The sequence below is a fragment of the Leifsonia sp. NPDC058194 genome, assembly GCF_042883605.1.
In the GTDB taxonomy this organism is placed as follows: Bacteria; Actinomycetota; Actinomycetes; order Actinomycetales; family Microbacteriaceae; genus Leifsonia.
In genome coordinates this window covers 49357-65527 of sequence record NZ_JBHVVL010000003.1, presented here as the reverse complement: position 1 = coordinate 65527, position 16171 = coordinate 49357, and the positions used below count along the sequence as shown (strand labels likewise).

Sequence of the window (16171 nt, the reverse complement as noted above, 5' to 3'; positions counted from 1 at the left end):
AGTGCGTTGATGCGCGAGCTGGAGCAGGCGCGCCGCCGCCGCTCGCGTGTGGGGCTGCTGGTCGCGGGGGCGATCGTGGCCGGAGTCGGAGCGTGGCTGGCCGGGCCGTACGGTGTCGTCCTCGTCGTGGCCGGCGAGCCGATCGGCTGGGCGCTCGCCGCCCTCGGCCTCGTCCTGCTCGCCGCGTGCGTGGTCGCGATCGTGGCCGCCGCCCGCACCCGGGCCGTGCCCGCGAGCCTCCCGGGCAAGGCCAACCCGCAGTTCGACGAGCCGCGGCCGTCGAAGAACCCGAACGGCGGGTACTCGATGGCCGGGACGCAGATCGGCTCCCACTAGCAGCCGCCTGCCGAGAGGCACGCGCTCCCGTGCTCCGGCATGGGAGGCTTGAGGCATCATGACGTCTCCAGCACCCGTCCGGCTCCGTGTCGACGACATCCCCGGCCACAGCGGTCCGGGCACCGCGAGCGAGGACGCCGTCTACGACACGTTCGTCGCCTGGGCGGAAGCGGGCGGGTTCTCGCTCTACCCGGCTCAGGACGAGTCGGTCATCGAGATCGTCGCCGGGGCGAACCTCATCCTGAGCACGCCGACCGGCACCGGCAAGTCGCTCGTCGCGGTCGGCGCCCACTTCGCGGCCCTCGCCCGCGGGGAGCGCAGCTACTACACCGCGCCGATCAAGGCCCTCGTCTCGGAGAAGTTCTTCGCCCTCGTCGACATCTTCGGCGCGGAGAACGTCGGCATGATGACGGGCGACTCCGCCGTCAACGCCGACGCACCGATCATCTGCTGCACCGCCGAGATCCTCGCCAACCTCGCCCTCCGCCACGGGGAGGACACCCCCGTCGGCCAGGTCGTGATGGACGAATTCCACTTCTACGCCGACCCCGACCGGGGCTGGGCGTGGCAGGTCCCGCTGCTGACCCTCCCACACACGCAGTTCGTGCTGATGTCGGCGACCCTGGGCGACGTGACCGCCCTCGCCGACGACCTCGGCCGCCGCACGGGACGGGAGACGGCCACCGTCACCGGGGTCGAGCGCCCGGTTCCCCTGCACTACTTCTACGAGCTGTCGCCCATCCACGAGACCATCGACGACCTCCTGCACACCGGGCAGGCGCCGATCTACGTGGTGCACTTCTCGCAGCTCGCGGCGCTGGAACGCGCGCAGTCGCTCTCCAGCGCCAAGATCGCAGACCGGGAGCAGCGCGACCGCATCGCCGAGCTGATCGGCGACTTCCGCTTCACCACCGCGTTCGGCAAGACCCTCTCGCGCCTCCTGCGCCAGGGCATCGGCGTCCACCACGCGGGGATGCTGCCCAAGTACCGCCGCCTCGTCGAGCAGCTCGCCCAGCGCGGACTCCTCCGCGTGATCTGCGGGACGGACACCCTCGGAGTGGGCATCAACGTCCCGATCCGGACCGTGCTGCTCACCGCGCTGACGAAGTTCGACGGCACCCGCCTGCGACAGCTGAACGCCCGCGAGTTCCACCAGATCGCCGGCCGTGCCGGGCGCGCGGGATACGACACCGCCGGCACCGTCGTCGCCCAGGCGCCCGAGCACGAGAGCGAGAACCTCAAGGCGATCGAGAAGGCCGGCGACGACCCGAAGAAGCGGCGCAAGATCGTCCGCAAGAAAGCGCCGGAGGGCTTCGTCTCGTGGGGCGAGCCGTCGTTCCGCAAGCTGATCGAGGCCGAGCCGGAGACGCTCACGTCCTCCATGCAGATCACGAGCGCCATGCTCATCAACGTGATCGGCCGCGGCGGGGACGTCTACGGGCACGTGCGCGCCCTCGTGTTCGACAACCACGAGCCGTGGAAGCGGCAGCTGGCGCTGGCCCGGCGCGCCATCGAGCTGTACCGCTCGCTGCTCACCGCCGGGGTGATCGAGAACGTGGACGGGGAGATCCGCCTCACGGTCGACCTCCAGCCCAACTTCGCCCTCAACCAGCCGCTGTCGCCGTTCGCGCTCGCCGCGTTCGAGCTCTTCGACGCCGAGACGCCGCAGTTCGCGCTCGACATCGTCTCGGTCGTGGAGTCCACGCTCGACGACCCCCGGCCGGTGCTGTCCGCCCAGCAGTTCCAGGCACGGGGCGAAGCGGTCGCAGCGATGAAGGCCGAGGGAATCGAATACGACGAGCGGATGGCCGCGCTCGAGGAGGTCACACATCCGAAGCCGCATGACGAGCTGCTGAACGCGGCGTTCGCGACCTACGCGTCGAGCCAGCCGTGGGTCGCCGACTTCGAGCTGCGCCCCAAGTCGGTCGTGCGCGACCTCTACGAGCGGGCGATGACGTTCGGCGAGTTCGTCTCGTACTACAAGCTCGCGCGCTCGGAAGGCGTGGTGCTCCGCTACCTCTCCGACGCTTACCGGGCCCTCGGTCAGACCGTCCCGCTCGACCTGCGGACGGAGGAGCTCCGCGACATCATCGAGTGGCTCGGCGAGCTGGTGCGCCAGGTCGACTCCAGCCTGCTCGACGAGTGGGAGGAGCTCGTCCACCCCGACGCCGCCCGCCACGCGGCCGAGGCGGGCGAGCTCGCGCCTCCCGCGCCCCGCAACGTCACCACGAATCGGCGCGCCTTCTTCGTGCTGGTGCGCAACGAGCTGTTCCGCCGGGTGCAGCTGGCCGCCCTCGACCGCATCCCGCAGCTCGGGGTGCTCGAGGCGGAGGCCGCGGCGCTCGCCGAATCGGCCGCCCCGTCGTTCTCGGAGCAGCAGTGGGATGCGGCCCTCGAGGACTACTACGCGGAGCACGACGAGATCCTCACCGACGCCGCCGCGCGCTCGGCGTCGATGATCATCGTCGACGAGACTCCGGCGGCGTCGGAGGGTGTCTGGCGGGTGCGGCAGATCATCGCCGACCCGGCGGGCGACCACGACTGGGGCATCACCGCGGACATCCTGCTGGAGGCCTCGGCCCAGGCCGGTGTCGCGGTCGTGAAGGTGACGGGCGTCGGCCGGCTCTAGCGATTTTGACGCATGACCCGCCGCCGTGTGAGTATCTACACGGTCGCATGATCGCGCGCCAGGTCACTTGCATGAAATCCCGGTGAACGCTTGTATCGGGATGGACGCATCCCCGACACGAGAAAGAATCCGGTGGATCTCACCCTCATCATCGTGCTGGTCATTGCGCTGGCCCTGTTCTTCGACTTCACGAACGGTTTCCACGACACCGCGAACGCGATGGCGACTCCCATCGCGACCGGCGCCATGAAACCGAAGGTGGCGGTGGCCCTCGCCGCCGTCCTCAACCTGATCGGCGCGTTCCTCTCGACCGAGGTGGCGAAGACGATCTCCGGCGGCATCATCCGCGAAGGATCCGGTGGGGTGCAGATCACCCCGGAGCTGATCTTCGCGGGCCTCGTCGGGGCGATCGTCTGGAACATGGTCACCTGGCTGTTCGGCCTGCCGTCGTCCTCCAGCCACGCGCTCTTCGGCGGTCTGATCGGTGCCGCGATCGTCGGAGCGGGACTCGGTGCGGTCGACTTCGTCGTCGTGCTCGACAAGGTCATCCTCCCGGCTCTCATCGCACCGGTGACGGCGGGCGTCGTGGCCTACTCGGCGACGAAGCTCGCGTACTGGATCACGCGTCGCTACGACGGGCGCCCGGATGGCCGCGGAGGCTTCCGCTACGGCCAGATCTTCTCGTCGTCGCTCGTGGCGCTCGCGCACGGCACCAACGATGCCCAGAAGACGATGGGCGTCATCACCCTGACGCTCATCGCCGCCGGCTTGCAGACGGCCGGGACCGGCCCGGAGCTGTGGGTCGTCGTCTCGTGCGCCCTCGCCATCGCGATCGGCACCTACTCGGGCGGCTGGCGCATCATCCGCACGCTCGGCCGCGGCCTCACCGAGGTCAAGCCCGCGCAGGGCTTCGCCGCCGAGACGAGCACCGCCGCGACCATCCTCGCCTCCAGCCACCTCGGCTTCGCGCTCTCGACCACCCAGGTCGCCTCCGGTTCGGTCATCGGATCGGGTCTCGGCCGCCGTGGTTCGTCCGTGCGCTGGGGGACGGCCGGGCGCATCGCCATCGGCTGGCTGCTCACTCTGCCCGCCGCCGGCATCGTCGGCGCGGTCGCCGCGCTCATCGCCGGTCTCGGACCGGTCGGGATCCTCATCGACACCGTGCTGGGCGTCGGCGTGGTCACCCTCATCTTCTGGCTGTCGCGCCGCAACCAGGTGCACAGCGACAACGCGGTCGAACCCGCTCCCGTGCAGGGGCAGAGCGAGGTCGCCGCGTCCGCCCGGGCCGTCAGGATCAAGAAGGTCAAGCCGCTCAAGAAGGAGCGCGCGCACAAGGAGTCCGCATGATCGGCATCGACTGGATCGCGTTCCTCATCGTCTTCGCGGCCGCCATCATCGGCGCCTGCGTCGTCGTGAGCCTGTACGCCCTGGGCACCCGCCTGCTCGCCGTCGCGGGCCGTGCTCTCGTGGTCGAGCCGGTGGAGTTCACCGACGCGATCACCGTGATCACGCCGGAGGAGGCCGCGAAGGCCCAGCGCAAGGCCGCGAAGGCGCGCCGCAAGAACCCGCTCACCGACGGGCAGAAGCGCCTCGCCCTCGCGGGCGCATACGCGTGCTTCGTGCTCACCGGGTGTGCCGTGCTCTACGGCCTGTACTTGATCATCCCCTTCTTCCACCACTGAGCCCGCGCAGACCCGCGCCTGGAGCATGCGCGGGCCCGCGAGGCGTCCGCTCAGTCGGTGCCGCGGAGGCGGGCGACGGTGCGCATGAGGTGGTAGACGACGATCGCGGCGATGGTGCCGAGCGCGATGCCGTTGAAGGTGAGCTGGCCCAGGTTCAGGGTGAAGTCCGCGATGCCGACGACCAGCGCGGTGGCGGCGGTGAACTGGTTGACGGGCTTCGAGAAGTCCACCTTGTTGTCGAGCCAGATCTTCACGCCGATGATGCCGATCAGGCCGTAGAGGGCGGTCGTCACGCCGCCGAGCACGCCGGCCGGGATGGTGTTGATGACCGCGCCGACCTTGGGGGAGAGTCCCAGCAGGACGGCCACGATGCCCGCGACCCAGTACGCGGCGGTCGAGTACACCTTGGTCGCCGCCATGACGCCGATGTTCTCGCCGTACGTGGTCGTGCCGGAGCCGCCGAAGAAGCCGGCGACGGTGGTCGCCAGGCCGTCGGCGAAGAGCGCGCGGCCGGTGAGCTTGTTCACCGAGGGGTCGGTGAGCTGCGCGACGCCGCGGATGTGGCCGACGTTCTCGGCGACCAGCACCAGCACGACGGGCAGGAAGGCCGGCAGGATGCCGAAGGTCGCGGCCGGGTTCTCGAACGGGTTGGCCGGGAGGGCGAAGGCCGGCAGCCCGATCCAGTCGGCCGTCGCGACGGCGGAGAAGTCGACCTCGCCCATGATCACGGCGAATACGTACCCGACCGCGACGCCGACGAAGATGGAGAGCCGGCCGAGCAGCCCCTTGAACAGCACGGTGCACAAGATCACGGCGAGCAGCGTGACGAGGGCCGTCCACGGGGCCTGCACGAAGTTGTTCTTCGCCGCCGGCGCCAGGTTGAACCCGATCAGCGCGACGATCGCGCCCGCCACCACGGGCGGCATGAGCGCATCGATCCAGCCGGTGCCGGTGAGGATCACGATGCCGCCGACGATCGCCAGCAGCACGCCGACCGCGACGATCCCGAACAGTGCGCTCCCCATCCCGTTGCTCGCCGTCGCCGCGGTGATCGGGGCGATGAACGCGAACGACGAGCCCAGGTAGCTGGGGAGCCGGTTGCGGGTGATAAGCAGGAACAGGATGGTCCCGATGCCCGAGAACAGCAGGGTCGTGCTGGGCGGGAAGTGCGTGAGCACAGGCACCAGGAAGGTCGCGCCGAACATGGCGACGACGTGCTGGGCGCCCAGGCCGATGGTGCGGGGCCAGGTGAGCCGCTCGCCGGGGAGCACGATCTCGTGGGCGCCGACGTTCTTTCCGTCGCCGTGCAGGGTCCAGGGCAGGGCCATTCAGGGTGTCCTTCGCTCGTGGAAATGGGAATTAGGCTGGAGTGCGGCGCGCCGCGCCCGTGAATCCGCTCCGAATGTTCAGAGCACGTTCATCGACACCTCCGCCTTCGAGATAGTACGGGAGATCACCATTTCCGAATCGACCACCGCGCCCGCGCCGACCGGCGAGGGGCGCCTCGACCGGTTCTTCGAGATCACCAAGCGCGGCACGACCTGGGCCACCGAGGTCCGCGGCGGCGTGCTGACCTTCGTCACGATGGCGTACATCGTCATCCTGAACCCGCTGATCCTGGGCGGGACCCCCGACGTCTCCGGACACTCGCTGCAGGGCGCGCAGGTCGCCGCCGTCACGGCGCTGAGCGCCGGCGTGATGACCGTGCTGTTCGGCCTGGTCGCCCGCCTCCCGTTCGCGTTCGCCGCGGGCCTCGGCATCAACTCGTTCCTCGCCGTCAACGTGGTCCAGGTGCTCACCTGGCAGGAGGCCATGGGCCTCGTCGTCATCAACGGCCTCATCATCGTGCTGCTGTCGGCCACCGGCCTGCGCAAGCTGATCTTCAACGCGGTGCCCGCTCAGCTCAAGACGGCGATCACGGTCGGCATCGGTCTCTTCATCGCGTTCATCGGCTTCGTCGACAGCGGTTTCGTGCGCAGCACCAACATGTCGTCGCCGCCTGTGCAGCTCGGCGAGGCGGGCTCGATCGCGACCGTCCCGACCCTGATCTTCCTGCTCGCCCTGGTGATCATGGGCGTGCTCATGGCCCGCAAGGTCAAGGGCGCCCTGCTCATCGGCATCGTCGCGGCCACGGTCGTCGCGATCATCGTGGAGGCCATCTGGCCGGTCGGCCCGTCCATGGGCGGCAAGAACGCCGGCGGCTGGAACCTCACCGTCCCGCAGCTGCCCGGCTCGCTGGTGTCGCTGCCGAACCTGGGCCTGGTCGGCCAGGTGGACGTCTTCGGCTCGTTCGGCCGCATCGGCGCACTGGCCGCGATCATGCTCGTCTTCACCCTCGTGTTCACGAACTTCTTCGACGCGATGGGCTCCATGACCGGCCTCGCGCGCAGCGCCGGTCTGGCGAAGGAGGACGGCACGTTCCCGCGCCTGCAGCCCGCGCTCATCGTGGAGGGCGTCGGCGCCGTCGTCGGCGGCGCGACCTCGTCGTCCTCCAACACCGTGTTCGTCGAGTCGGCGTCCGGCATCGGCGAGGGGGCCCGGACCGGATTCGCGTCCGTCATCACCGGCCTGCTGTTCCTCCTCGCGATGTTCTTCACCCCGCTGACCCAGGTCGTCCCGCTGGAGGTCGCCGCCGCGGCGCTCGTCATCGTCGGTGCGCTGATGGTCGTGCAGATCCGTCACATCGACTTCGCCGAGTTCTCGAGCGTGCTGCCGGTGTTCCTGACGATCATCGTCATGCCGCTGACGTACTCGATCGCCAACGGTATCGGCGTCGGCTTCATCAGCTGGGTGCTGGTCCGGTCGCTGTCCGGCAAGGCGCGCGAGATCAGCCCGCTGCTGTGGGTCGTGGCCGCCGGCTTCCTGATCTACTTCGCGCGCGGTCCGATCGAGACCTTCCTGCCCCACTAGGCGTGACACGCGGATCCGTCTCGGGGGAACCCCCGAGACGGATCCGGGGGTTTCCCCGATACCGCCGGGTGGCGCGTGCCGCTTGACTGGATGCATGACCAGCACGAGCAGCCCGACCGCCGCCTCCGACTCCGCCGCATCCACGCCCACGGCGTACCGCACCCTCAGCGTGACGAGCTTCGTGCTCGGCCTCGCCTCGATCGTGTTCGGCTGGACCTTCGTCGCCCCGATCGCCGGCCTCGTCATCGGCATCCTCGCCCTCGGCCGCGAGCAGCTGGGCAAGACGTTCGCGGTCTGGGGCATCGTGCTGAACGCGCTGATGCTCTTCGGCGTGCTGATCGGCCTGGTGCTGGCGCTCGCCGGCCTCGGGATCGGCCTCGGCTTCCTCCCGTTCGCCGTCCTCTGACCCGGGAGACTCCGCCCGCCTGAGAGAATGGACGGATGGAACAGTCCCCCCTCGGTCCCCGCAGCTACGTCGTGCGGGGGCGGAAGACCGAAGCCCAGCAGCGCGCGATCGACGAGCTCTGGCCCGCGTACGGCGTGGACTTCGACTGTTCGCCGCTCGATCTGGATGCGCTCTTCGGCCGCAGCGCCGCCCGCACGGTCGAGATCGGCTTCGGGAACGGCGAGAACCTCCTGATCCTCGCCGAGCGGCACCCCGAGCGCGACTTCCTCGGGGTGGAGGTGCACGGGGCCGGTGTGGGACGTGTGCTCGCCGGCGCCCGTGACAGGGGGCTCACCAACATCCGGGTCATCCGGCACGACGCCGTCGAGGTCTTCCATTCCGGACTCGCCGAGCGGAGCGTCGCCGAGGTGCTGATCTTCTTCCCCGACCCGTGGCCGAAGGCGCGCCACCATCGTCGCCGACTCGTGCAGCCGGAGTTCACGACCCTGATCCTGCGGGCGCTCGCCTCCGACGGCGTGCTGCGGCTCGCGACCGACTGGGAGCCGTACGCCGAGCACATGGTCGAGGTCCTCGACGCCGAGCCCGCGCTGGTGAACGTCGCCGGTGCCGCGCGATTCGTCCCGCGGCCCGACGACCGCCCGGTGACGAAGTTCGAGCGACGCGGCGAGAAGCTGGGCCACGCGATCTTCGACCTGGAGTACCGCCCCCGTCCGTAGGATGGGCGCATGACCACTGGGCTCACCGCCATCGGGCAGACCGCCGCCGCTCTGCGCACGACCTTCGACAGCGGGGTCACCAAGCCCCTCGCGTGGAGGCTCGCCCAGCTGCGGGCGCTCCGCCGGCTTCTCGTCGAACGCGCTCCGGAGCTCGAGGACGCCCTGCTCGCCGACCTCGCCAAGAACCCGACCGAGTCGCAGATCGCCGAGATCGGGTTCGTCGTCGGCGAGATCGACCACATGGTCCGCAACCTCCGGCGCTGGCTGCGGCCGAAGCGCGTGAGCGTCCCGGGGGCGCTGCTGCCCGCGAAGGCGTCCACCGTGCTGGAGCCCGTCGGGGTCGTGCTGGTGATCGCCCCGTGGAACTACCCCGTGCAGCTGCTCCTCGCCCCGCTCGTCGGCGCCCTGGCAGCGGGCAACGCGGTCGTCGTGAAGCCGTCGGAGCTCGCCCCGGCGACCTCGGCCGCGATGGCACGGCTCCTCCCGCAGTACCTGGACACCCGGGCGGTCGCGGTCGTCGAAGGGGCGGTGCCCGAGACGACCGAGCTGCTCGCCCTGCGCTGGGACCACATCTTCTTCACCGGCAACGGGCGCGTGGGCCGCATCGTCGCCACGGCGGCGGCCCAGCACCTCACCCCGGTCACCCTCGAGCTCGGCGGGAAGTCGCCCGTCTACGTCGACGACTCGGTCGACATCGCGGCGGCCGCCCGGCGGATCGCCTGGGGCAAGTTCATGAACGCGGGCCAGACCTGCGTCGCCCCCGACTACGTCCTCGCGACGTCGTCCGTCGCGGCCCGGCTGGCCGACGCCCTCCGCGCCGCGATCCGCGAGCTCTACGGCGACGACCCGGCGCAGAGCCCCGACTACGGGCGGATCGTCGACGACCGCCAGTTCGCGCGGCTCGCCGGCCTGCTGGACGGCGCCGGCACGACCGCGGTCGGGGGCGATCGGGACGCCGCGAGCCGATACCTCGCGCCGACCGTTCTCACGGACGTCCCGAGGGATGCGGCCGTGATGGGCGAGGAGATCTTCGGGCCCATCCTGCCGATCGTCCCGGTCGCCGACCTCGACGACGCGATCCGCTTCATCTGCGCCGGCGACAAGCCCCTCGCCCTCTACGCCTTCACCGAGCGCGCGTCGGCGCGGCGCCGCATCCTGACCGAGACGAGCTCGGGCGCGGTCGGTTTCGGCGTCCCCGCCGCACACCTCGCCGTGGGCGGCCTGCCCTTCGGCGGGGTGGGGGAGAGCGGGGTCGGGGCGTACCACGGCGAACGCTCGCTGCGCACGTTCAGCCACGAGAAGGCCGTGCTGAGCAAGTCGCTCGCGCCCGACACGATGAAGCTCATCTACCCGCCGTACACCGAGGGCAAGGACCGCTTCGCGCGCGGCCTGCTGCGCAAGCTGGGCTGAGCGCGCGTCCCGGTGCGCAGGCCGCTCGGCCGCGTCTCGGATTCGAGACGGATCGTCCACCCGGCGTGCAGGGGCTGGCGGTAGGTTGGTGCTGTCGGCGGCCACGAACGGCCGACACCCCGCGCCGGCCCCCTCCGGCGAGCCAACCGCACAACGAGAGGCAACGGTGCTGACCGTGAACCCCAGAGCCATGATGGACGACCCAGCGACCCAGCCGGTCCCCGTGATCCCGCCGCCGGTCGTCGACGCGTCGGAGAACGTCTCCGACGTGCCGGACGCCGCCGCGTCCGGCGGACCGACCCGTACCGAGACCGACTCGCTCGGCAGCCGGGAGATCCCGGCCGACGCCTACTGGGGCGTGCACACGTCCCGGGCGCTCGAGAACTTCTCCATCGCGAAGCGTCCCATCTCCGTCTACCCGGACCTGATCGTCGCGCTCGCCAGCGTCAAGCAGGCGGCCGCGCGCGCGAACCTCGAGATCGGCGTCCTGGAGGCGCACAAGGCCGACCTGATCGACCGGGCGTGCCAGCTCATCATCGACGGCCGCTTCCACGACCAGTTCGTGGTCGGCGTGATGCAGGGCGGCGCCGGCACCTCGACGAACATGAACGCCAACGAGGTCATCGCCAACGTCGCGCTCGAGCTCGACGGCCGCCCCAAGGGCGACTACGCCTCGCTCAGCCCGATCGACGACGTGAACCGCAGCCAGAGCACCAACGACACGTACCCCACGGCGATCAAGATCGCGCTGACCTTCGCACTCGCGCACCTGCTCGACCAGCTGGCCCTGCTCCGCGACTCGTTCGCGAGCAAGGGCCTGGAGTTCCGGCACATCCTGAAGGTGGGCCGCACCCAGCTGCAGGATGCCGTGCCCATGACCCTGGGCCAGGAGTTCCACGGTTTCGCGACCACCCTCACCGAGGACCACGCGCGTCTCACCGAGACCAAGTGGCTGCTCGCCGAGATCAACCTCGGCGCGACCGCCATCGGCACGGGCATCACGGCCGACCCCGGGTACGCCGCCGCGGCCGTGCGCCACCTCAACGCGATCACCGGGCTGAACCTCGAATCCGCGCCCGACCTCATCGAGTCGACGAGCGACGCGGGCGCGTTCATGTCGTTCTCGGGCTCGCTCAAGCGCAGCGCGATCAAGCTCTCCAAGATCTGCAACGACCTCCGGCTGCTCTCGTCCGGGCCGCAGGCGGGGCTCGGCGAGATCAACCTCCCGCCGCGCCAGGCCGGCTCCAGCATCATGCCCGGCAAGGTCAACCCGGTCATCCCGGAGGTCGTCAACCAGGTGGCCTTCTCGGTCGCCGGCGCCGACGTCACGGTGACGATGGCGGCCGAGGGTGGCCAGCTCCAGCTCAACGCCTTCGAGCCCGTGATCGCGCACTCCCTGCTGCAGAGCATCACGTGGATGACCCAGGCGTTCCACACTCTGCGGGTCAACTGCGTCGACGGCATCACCGCCAACGAGGAGCGGCTCGGCGCGATGGTCGGCTCGTCCGTCGGCGTGATCACGGCGCTCACCCCGCACATCGGCTATGCGGCCGCGGCCGCGCTCGCCAAGTCGGCGCTGCTGACCGGGCACAACGTCGCCGACCTGGTGGTGGATGCGAAGCTCATGAGCCGTGAAGAGGTCACCCGGCTGCTGTCCCCGGCGCGCTTGAGCGGGCTCGAGACCATCACGACGGCCATCCCGATCATCGTGCCCGATCCTCTGACGGACTGATCTCAGCCGGCTGCGTCGCGCGCGTCGGCCTCCCGGAACAGGGCGATCATGTCGCGCGCCAGCTGGTGCGGAGCCGTCTCGCACGGGCTGTGGCCGGTGCGGTACACGGCGAGGCGGGCGCCGAGGGCATCGGCGTTCGCCGCGTGCAGGGGTGTCGGCCACAGATCGTGGTCGCCCGTCGCCACCAGCACCGGGATGCCGCTCGCCGCGACCCGGGCGCGCACGTCCGGCACCCGCTTCATCAGGCCGACCATGTCGTCCACGCTCGACCGGCGGGTCAGGTCGAAGCGCGACCGGACGAAGGCCAGCCGGCTCGGCGGCACCTTGTTCTTGTTGGTGACGATGCCCCAGATCATCAGCCCGGCCCCCTGGTGGCCGTTCAGCAGCCAGCTGAGCCAGCCGATGACCCGCACCCCGCGGAACGCCTGCCCCGGCTCGGGCGGCGTCGTCAGCAGCGTGAGGGAGCGGAACAGATCGGGGTGCTCGACGAGCGCGAGCTCCGCCACGATCCCGGCGAAGGAGTAGCCGAGGACGTGCGCGGCGCCCCCGTCGCTCAGGAAGGCGACGAAGTCGGCGACGAGGAGGTCGTACGTGTAGTGGCCGCCCGGCGGCGGCCCGGCGTCGGCGGACTCGTACTGCCCGGCGAGGTCGTAGCTCTGCACGTAGTAGCCGGCGGCGACCAGGATCGGCGCGAGCAGGTAGAAGTCCTCCTTCGACCCGGTCGCCCCCGGCACCATCACGACGCGCGGGTCGGCCGGGTCGCCGAGGGAGGCGACGGCGAGCTCGCCGCTGGGCGCGGGGAAACGCGAGAACACCGTGCCGACCGGGGCGATGGACCAGTCGATGTCGGGCAGGGCGGCGTCGAGGCGTGCGGCCTCGCCGCCGTCTCCCGCCACTCCGGGGCGCCGCTCTCCGATGGACATGCCCTCACGCTAGCCGACGGCGGGCGCGATCGCAGTCACCGCGTCAGGTGACGCGGCAGTAGGTGGTGAGGTAGCCGATCCCGCCGATGGAGACGGTGACGGTGGACTTGTCGCGCAGGAAGACCGGGGGATTGCGGGAGTATCCGGCGCCTCCCGGGCTTCCCGTGGAGATGAGGGTGCCGGGCTGGATGGTCGCCGAGTGCGAGAGGAACTCGATGATCTGGGCGACGGAGCGCACCATGTCGGCCGTGGAGGCGTCCTGGAGGATGCTGCCGTCGACGTTCGTGGTGAGCCAGAGGTCCTGCGGGTCGGCGATCTCGTCGGCGGTCACGACGACCGGCCCGTTGGGGGTGAAGCCGTCGAAGGACTTGCAGCGCGACCACTGGGCCTCCGAGAACTGGAGGTCGCGCGCCGTGATGTCGTTGACCACGGTGTAGCCGAACACGTAGTCGAGCGCGTCGCGGGCGGACACGTTGCGCGCGGGCCGGCCGATGATGACACCGAGCTCGGCCTCGTAGTCGACCTGCGTCGTGAGATCCTCCGGCCAGGAGGTGGTGCCGCCGTGCCCGGCGAGCGAGTTCGGCCAGAGCGAGAACACCGTGGCCGCCTTCTCGCTGCGCAGCTTGAGCTCCGACGCGTGGGCCGCGTAGTTCGCACCGATCGCGATGACCTGCGGAGGCCGCAGGACCGCGGACGCGTGCCGCAGACCGGACACGGGGGTGAGCGGGCGGCCGGTCGCGACGGACTCGTCGACGACGGCGCGCACGCCGGCCATCGCGTCCTCGCCGCGCTCGATGAGGTCTTGGAGGTCGCGCGGGGCGTCCGGCATGACCTCGTCGAGGAAGAGGGCGCCGTCGGCGACGACGGCGGCCAGACGCGGCGCCGCATCGGGGGTGGAACTGAGGTGCGAGAATCTCACACTCTCCAACCTATCGGGGAGGCGGGTGCAGCGGTACTCGACAGGCAGTCGGTCCGGAGCCCGTTCTCTCGACGCGGTGTCGAACGTGAGAGTGCGCTCAGGCCACCGCTCCCGGCGCGTCCTCGGCATGCTCGGCGCGCCACCGACGGCGGGCCGCGCGCCGCCGCCACGGCGACTCCTCGGGCAGGTGCATCCACAGCGTCCCGAACGCCCAGGACAGCCGCCGGCCGAAGCCGTGCCAGGTCGAGAAGGGGCGGGCGGAGATGCCGACGGTGAGCCGCTCGTCGTAGCGGACGATCACGCCGGGGTCGAGGTGGAACGCGAGATCGAGGTCGTCGTGCACCTCGCGGACCCCGCTGTGCACCGACCCGCGCACGCCGTCCCACACCTGGCGCCGCATGGCGAAGTTGGAGCCGAAGATCGGGGGATGGCCCAGCCAGATCTCCATGGACCAGAAGTAGCCGCCGATGTAGAGCACCTGGCCGAGGCCCGCGACGAACGCGTTGCCGTCGTAGAAGACGCCGGGGCCGGTCAGCACGCCGATCTCGGGGGCGTCGACGAACTCCGCCTCGATGTGCAGCAGCCAGTCGACCGGCACCCGGGAGTCGGCGTCGATGCGGGCGATGATGTCGCCGGTGGCCGCGTCGTAGCCCGTCGCGGCGGCCGGGAAGATGCCGCGGACCGGCTGCTCCAGCACCCGTGCGCCGGCCGCGCGGGCGACCTCGGCGGTGTCGTCCGTGCTGCCGTTGTCGACGACGACGATCTCATCGGCGGGGCGCAGCTGGGCGGCCAGATCGGCGAGGCTGCGGCGCAGCATCTCCGCGTCGTCGAGGGCGGGGATGACGACGGTGATCGAGGGCACTGCTGGCCTCACCCCTCCCACCTGATACGACCGGTTGTGCTGCGATCCTACGCCCGCCAGAGGTGCATTCCGGCGTAGCTGCGCCAGGGCGCCCAGCGTGCGCCGTACGCCGCGAGTGCCCGCGCCTCGCCGGGGAGCCCGAGCCGCGCGGCGCCCTGCCGGAGGGCCAGGTCGCCGGTGAGCAGGATGTCCGGACTGCCGAGCACGCGCAGCGCGATGTAGCCGGCCGTCCAGGGGCCGATGCCGGGCAGGGCGAGGAGGCGGGCCTCCAGCTCCTCGCGCGACTCGCCCACGTCGAGGTGCAGCGCGCCGTCGGCGAGGGCGCGCGCGACGCCGATGATGGACTCCACCCGGCGGGCGGGGCCGCGGAGCACCTCGTGGCCGCGCTCGGCGATGGCGGCCGGAGTGGGGAAGAGCCGGGTGAAACCGCCGAGCTCGATCGGCTCCCCGAGCGCGTCCGTCAGCCGGGTCAGCGCCGTGCGGGCGGCCGGAACCGAGACCTGCTGGCCGATCATGGCGCGGAAGACGATCTCCTCCGGATCGACGGCGCCCGGGACGCGCAGGCCGGGCGCGGCACGCACGCCGGGGGCGAGCGCGGGGTCGGCCGAGAGCGCCTCGTCGATCGCCGCTGCGTCCGCGTCGAGGTCGAGCAGTCGCCGGACCCGGGCGACGAGGGGGGCGAGGTCGGCGACGTCGGCGAGCACGGCGTCGCACTGCACGGCGGGGGCGTCGTCGGAGCCCGTGAGGCTCAGCCGGACGGTCGCCGCGCCATGGGGGAGTCGCAGCGCCCGGGAGTAGGTGCCGTCGCCGCCCTGCTCCATGCCGGCGACGGCGCGCGCGGAGAGGAAGGCGAGCAGCGACCGGCCGTCGAACGGCGCGCGTGCGGGCAGCCGCAGACTGAGGGTGGCCGCCCCGGCCTCCGGCTCGGCGGCCGTTGCGGGGCGACGCCGGGCGGAGGCGCGGATGCCGCCGGGCGTGGTGCGGTAGATCTCGGCGATCGTCTCGTTGAACTGGCGCACGCTCGTGAACCCGGCGGCGAACGCCACATCGGTGATCGGGAGGTCGGTGCCGGTCAGGAGCAGCCGTGCGGTCTGCGCCCGATGGGCGCGCGCCAGTGCGAGGGGCCCGGCGCCCAGCTCGGCCGTCAGCACGCGGCCGAGGTGGCGCGGGGTGTAGCCGAGGCGGTGCGCGAGGCCGGGCACGCCCTCCCGCTCCACCGTCCCGTCGGAGATCAGGCGCATGGCCCGCGCGGCCAGGTCGTCGCGCATGTTCCACTCGGGGGAACCCGGGACCGCATCGGGCAGGCAGCGCTTGCAGGCACGCAGCCCGGCCTCGTGCGCGGCCGCGGCGGTGAGGTAGAAGCTCACGTTGCCGGGCTTCGGGGTGACGGCCGGGCAACTCGGGCGGCAGTAGATCCCGGTGGAGTGGACGCCCGTGATGAACTGACCGTCGAAGCGTGCGTCGCGGGCGTTCATCGCCCGGTAGCGTTCGGCGAAGACGGGGTCGTCGAGGGGGTCGGTCGCGGGGCCGGTGGGGCGTGGCATGGTCCCAGCCTGACACGCGCCCCCGACATCGGATAGCGGAAATCGGACATAAGCGCGGCGGGGCGTGGACGCCGGTCGTCTCCCGGCCGCCCGTGCGTCGCT

General features: G+C 71.2%; 15 protein-coding genes. 9 read left to right on the top strand and 6 right to left on the bottom strand.

Annotated elements, in window-relative coordinates:
• Window positions 1-9: 9 nt before the first annotated feature.
• From ACFVU2_RS12435 to ACFVU2_RS12420, 4 genes are all read left to right on the top strand, one after another.
• Window positions 10-336: a hypothetical protein gene (locus ACFVU2_RS12435; RefSeq protein WP_387874597.1), complete on the top strand. Its 327-nt coding sequence runs from the start codon at window positions 10-12 to the stop codon at window positions 334-336.
• Between the two features lie 58 nt (window positions 337-394).
• Window positions 395-2965 carry a DEAD/DEAH box helicase gene (locus ACFVU2_RS12430; RefSeq protein WP_387874594.1) on the top strand — a complete coding sequence of 857 codons (2571 nt, stop codon included), beginning with the start codon at window positions 395-397 and terminating at the stop codon, window positions 2963-2965.
• A gap of 132 nt (window positions 2966-3097) precedes the next feature.
• Complete coding sequence (locus tag ACFVU2_RS12425) at window positions 3098-4312, top strand: anion permease (protein WP_387874592.1); 1215 nt, start codon at window positions 3098-3100, stop codon at window positions 4310-4312.
• Window positions 4309-4647, top strand: coding sequence for a peptidase (locus ACFVU2_RS12420; RefSeq protein WP_387874590.1), 339 nt, complete (start codon window positions 4309-4311; stop codon window positions 4645-4647). Before ACFVU2_RS12425 ends, ACFVU2_RS12420 begins: the two co-directional genes overlap by 4 nt.
• Before the next feature lie 50 nt (window positions 4648-4697).
• On the opposite strand, the gene ACFVU2_RS12415 is transcribed toward ACFVU2_RS12420, so the two are convergent.
• Window positions 4698-5975, bottom strand: coding sequence for a uracil-xanthine permease family protein (locus ACFVU2_RS12415; protein ID WP_387874588.1), 1278 nt, complete (start codon window positions 5973-5975; stop codon window positions 4698-4700).
• 78 nt (window positions 5976-6053) lie between these two features.
• Window positions 6054-6242 (bottom strand): hypothetical protein, encoded by a 189-nt coding sequence (locus ACFVU2_RS12410; RefSeq protein ID WP_387874585.1) that lies wholly within the window; start codon window positions 6240-6242, stop codon window positions 6054-6056.
• Between ACFVU2_RS12410 and ACFVU2_RS12405 the strand changes: the two genes are divergently transcribed.
• The 5 genes from ACFVU2_RS12405 (at window position 6232) to ACFVU2_RS12385 (ending at window position 11821) form a co-directional block, all read left to right on the top strand.
• On the top strand, window positions 6232-7557 hold the full coding sequence (locus ACFVU2_RS12405; RefSeq protein WP_387874582.1) for an NCS2 family permease: 1326 nt from the start codon (window positions 6232-6234) through the stop codon (window positions 7555-7557). The genes ACFVU2_RS12410 and ACFVU2_RS12405 overlap by 11 nt on opposite strands.
• A gap of 94 nt (window positions 7558-7651) precedes the next feature.
• Entirely contained in the window at window positions 7652-7963 is a 312-nt protein-coding gene (locus ACFVU2_RS12400; RefSeq protein WP_387874580.1) for a hypothetical protein, read from the top strand.
• Window positions 7964-7998: 35 nt separating this feature from the next.
• Window positions 7999-8679, top strand: a complete 681-nt coding sequence (gene trmB, locus ACFVU2_RS12395; RefSeq protein ID WP_387874578.1) for a tRNA (guanosine(46)-N7)-methyltransferase TrmB — start codon at window positions 7999-8001, stop codon at window positions 8677-8679.
• Window positions 8680-8688: 9 nt separating this feature from the next.
• Window positions 8689-10089: an aldehyde dehydrogenase family protein gene (locus tag ACFVU2_RS12390; protein ID WP_387874576.1), complete on the top strand. Its 1401-nt coding sequence runs from the start codon at window positions 8689-8691 to the stop codon at window positions 10087-10089.
• Between the two features lie 193 nt (window positions 10090-10282).
• Window positions 10283-11821: an aspartate ammonia-lyase gene (locus tag ACFVU2_RS12385; protein ID WP_387875757.1), complete on the top strand. Its 1539-nt coding sequence runs from the start codon at window positions 10283-10285 to the stop codon at window positions 11819-11821.
• 2 nt (window positions 11822-11823) lie between these two features.
• Here the strand turns inward: ACFVU2_RS12385 and ACFVU2_RS12380 are convergent, their stop codons facing one another.
• The 4 genes from ACFVU2_RS12380 to ACFVU2_RS12365 all read right to left on the bottom strand — a co-directional run bounded on the left by ACFVU2_RS12380 (window position 11824) and on the right by ACFVU2_RS12365 (window position 16069).
• Window positions 11824-12744: an alpha/beta fold hydrolase gene (locus ACFVU2_RS12380; protein ID WP_387874574.1), complete on the bottom strand. Its 921-nt coding sequence runs from the start codon at window positions 12742-12744 to the stop codon at window positions 11824-11826.
• 43 nt (window positions 12745-12787) lie between these two features.
• Complete coding sequence (locus tag ACFVU2_RS12375; RefSeq protein WP_387874571.1) at window positions 12788-13663, bottom strand: fumarylacetoacetate hydrolase family protein; 876 nt, start codon at window positions 13661-13663, stop codon at window positions 12788-12790.
• A gap of 97 nt (window positions 13664-13760) precedes the next feature.
• A complete protein-coding gene (locus ACFVU2_RS12370; RefSeq protein ID WP_387874568.1) occupies window positions 13761-14525 on the bottom strand; it encodes a glycosyltransferase in 765 nt (254 codons plus the stop codon).
• A 47-nt stretch (window positions 14526-14572) separates the two neighbouring features.
• On the bottom strand, window positions 14573-16069 hold the full coding sequence (locus tag ACFVU2_RS12365) for an AlkA N-terminal domain-containing protein (RefSeq protein WP_387874565.1): 1497 nt from the start codon (window positions 16067-16069) through the stop codon (window positions 14573-14575).
• Window positions 16070-16171: the final 102 nt, after the last annotated feature.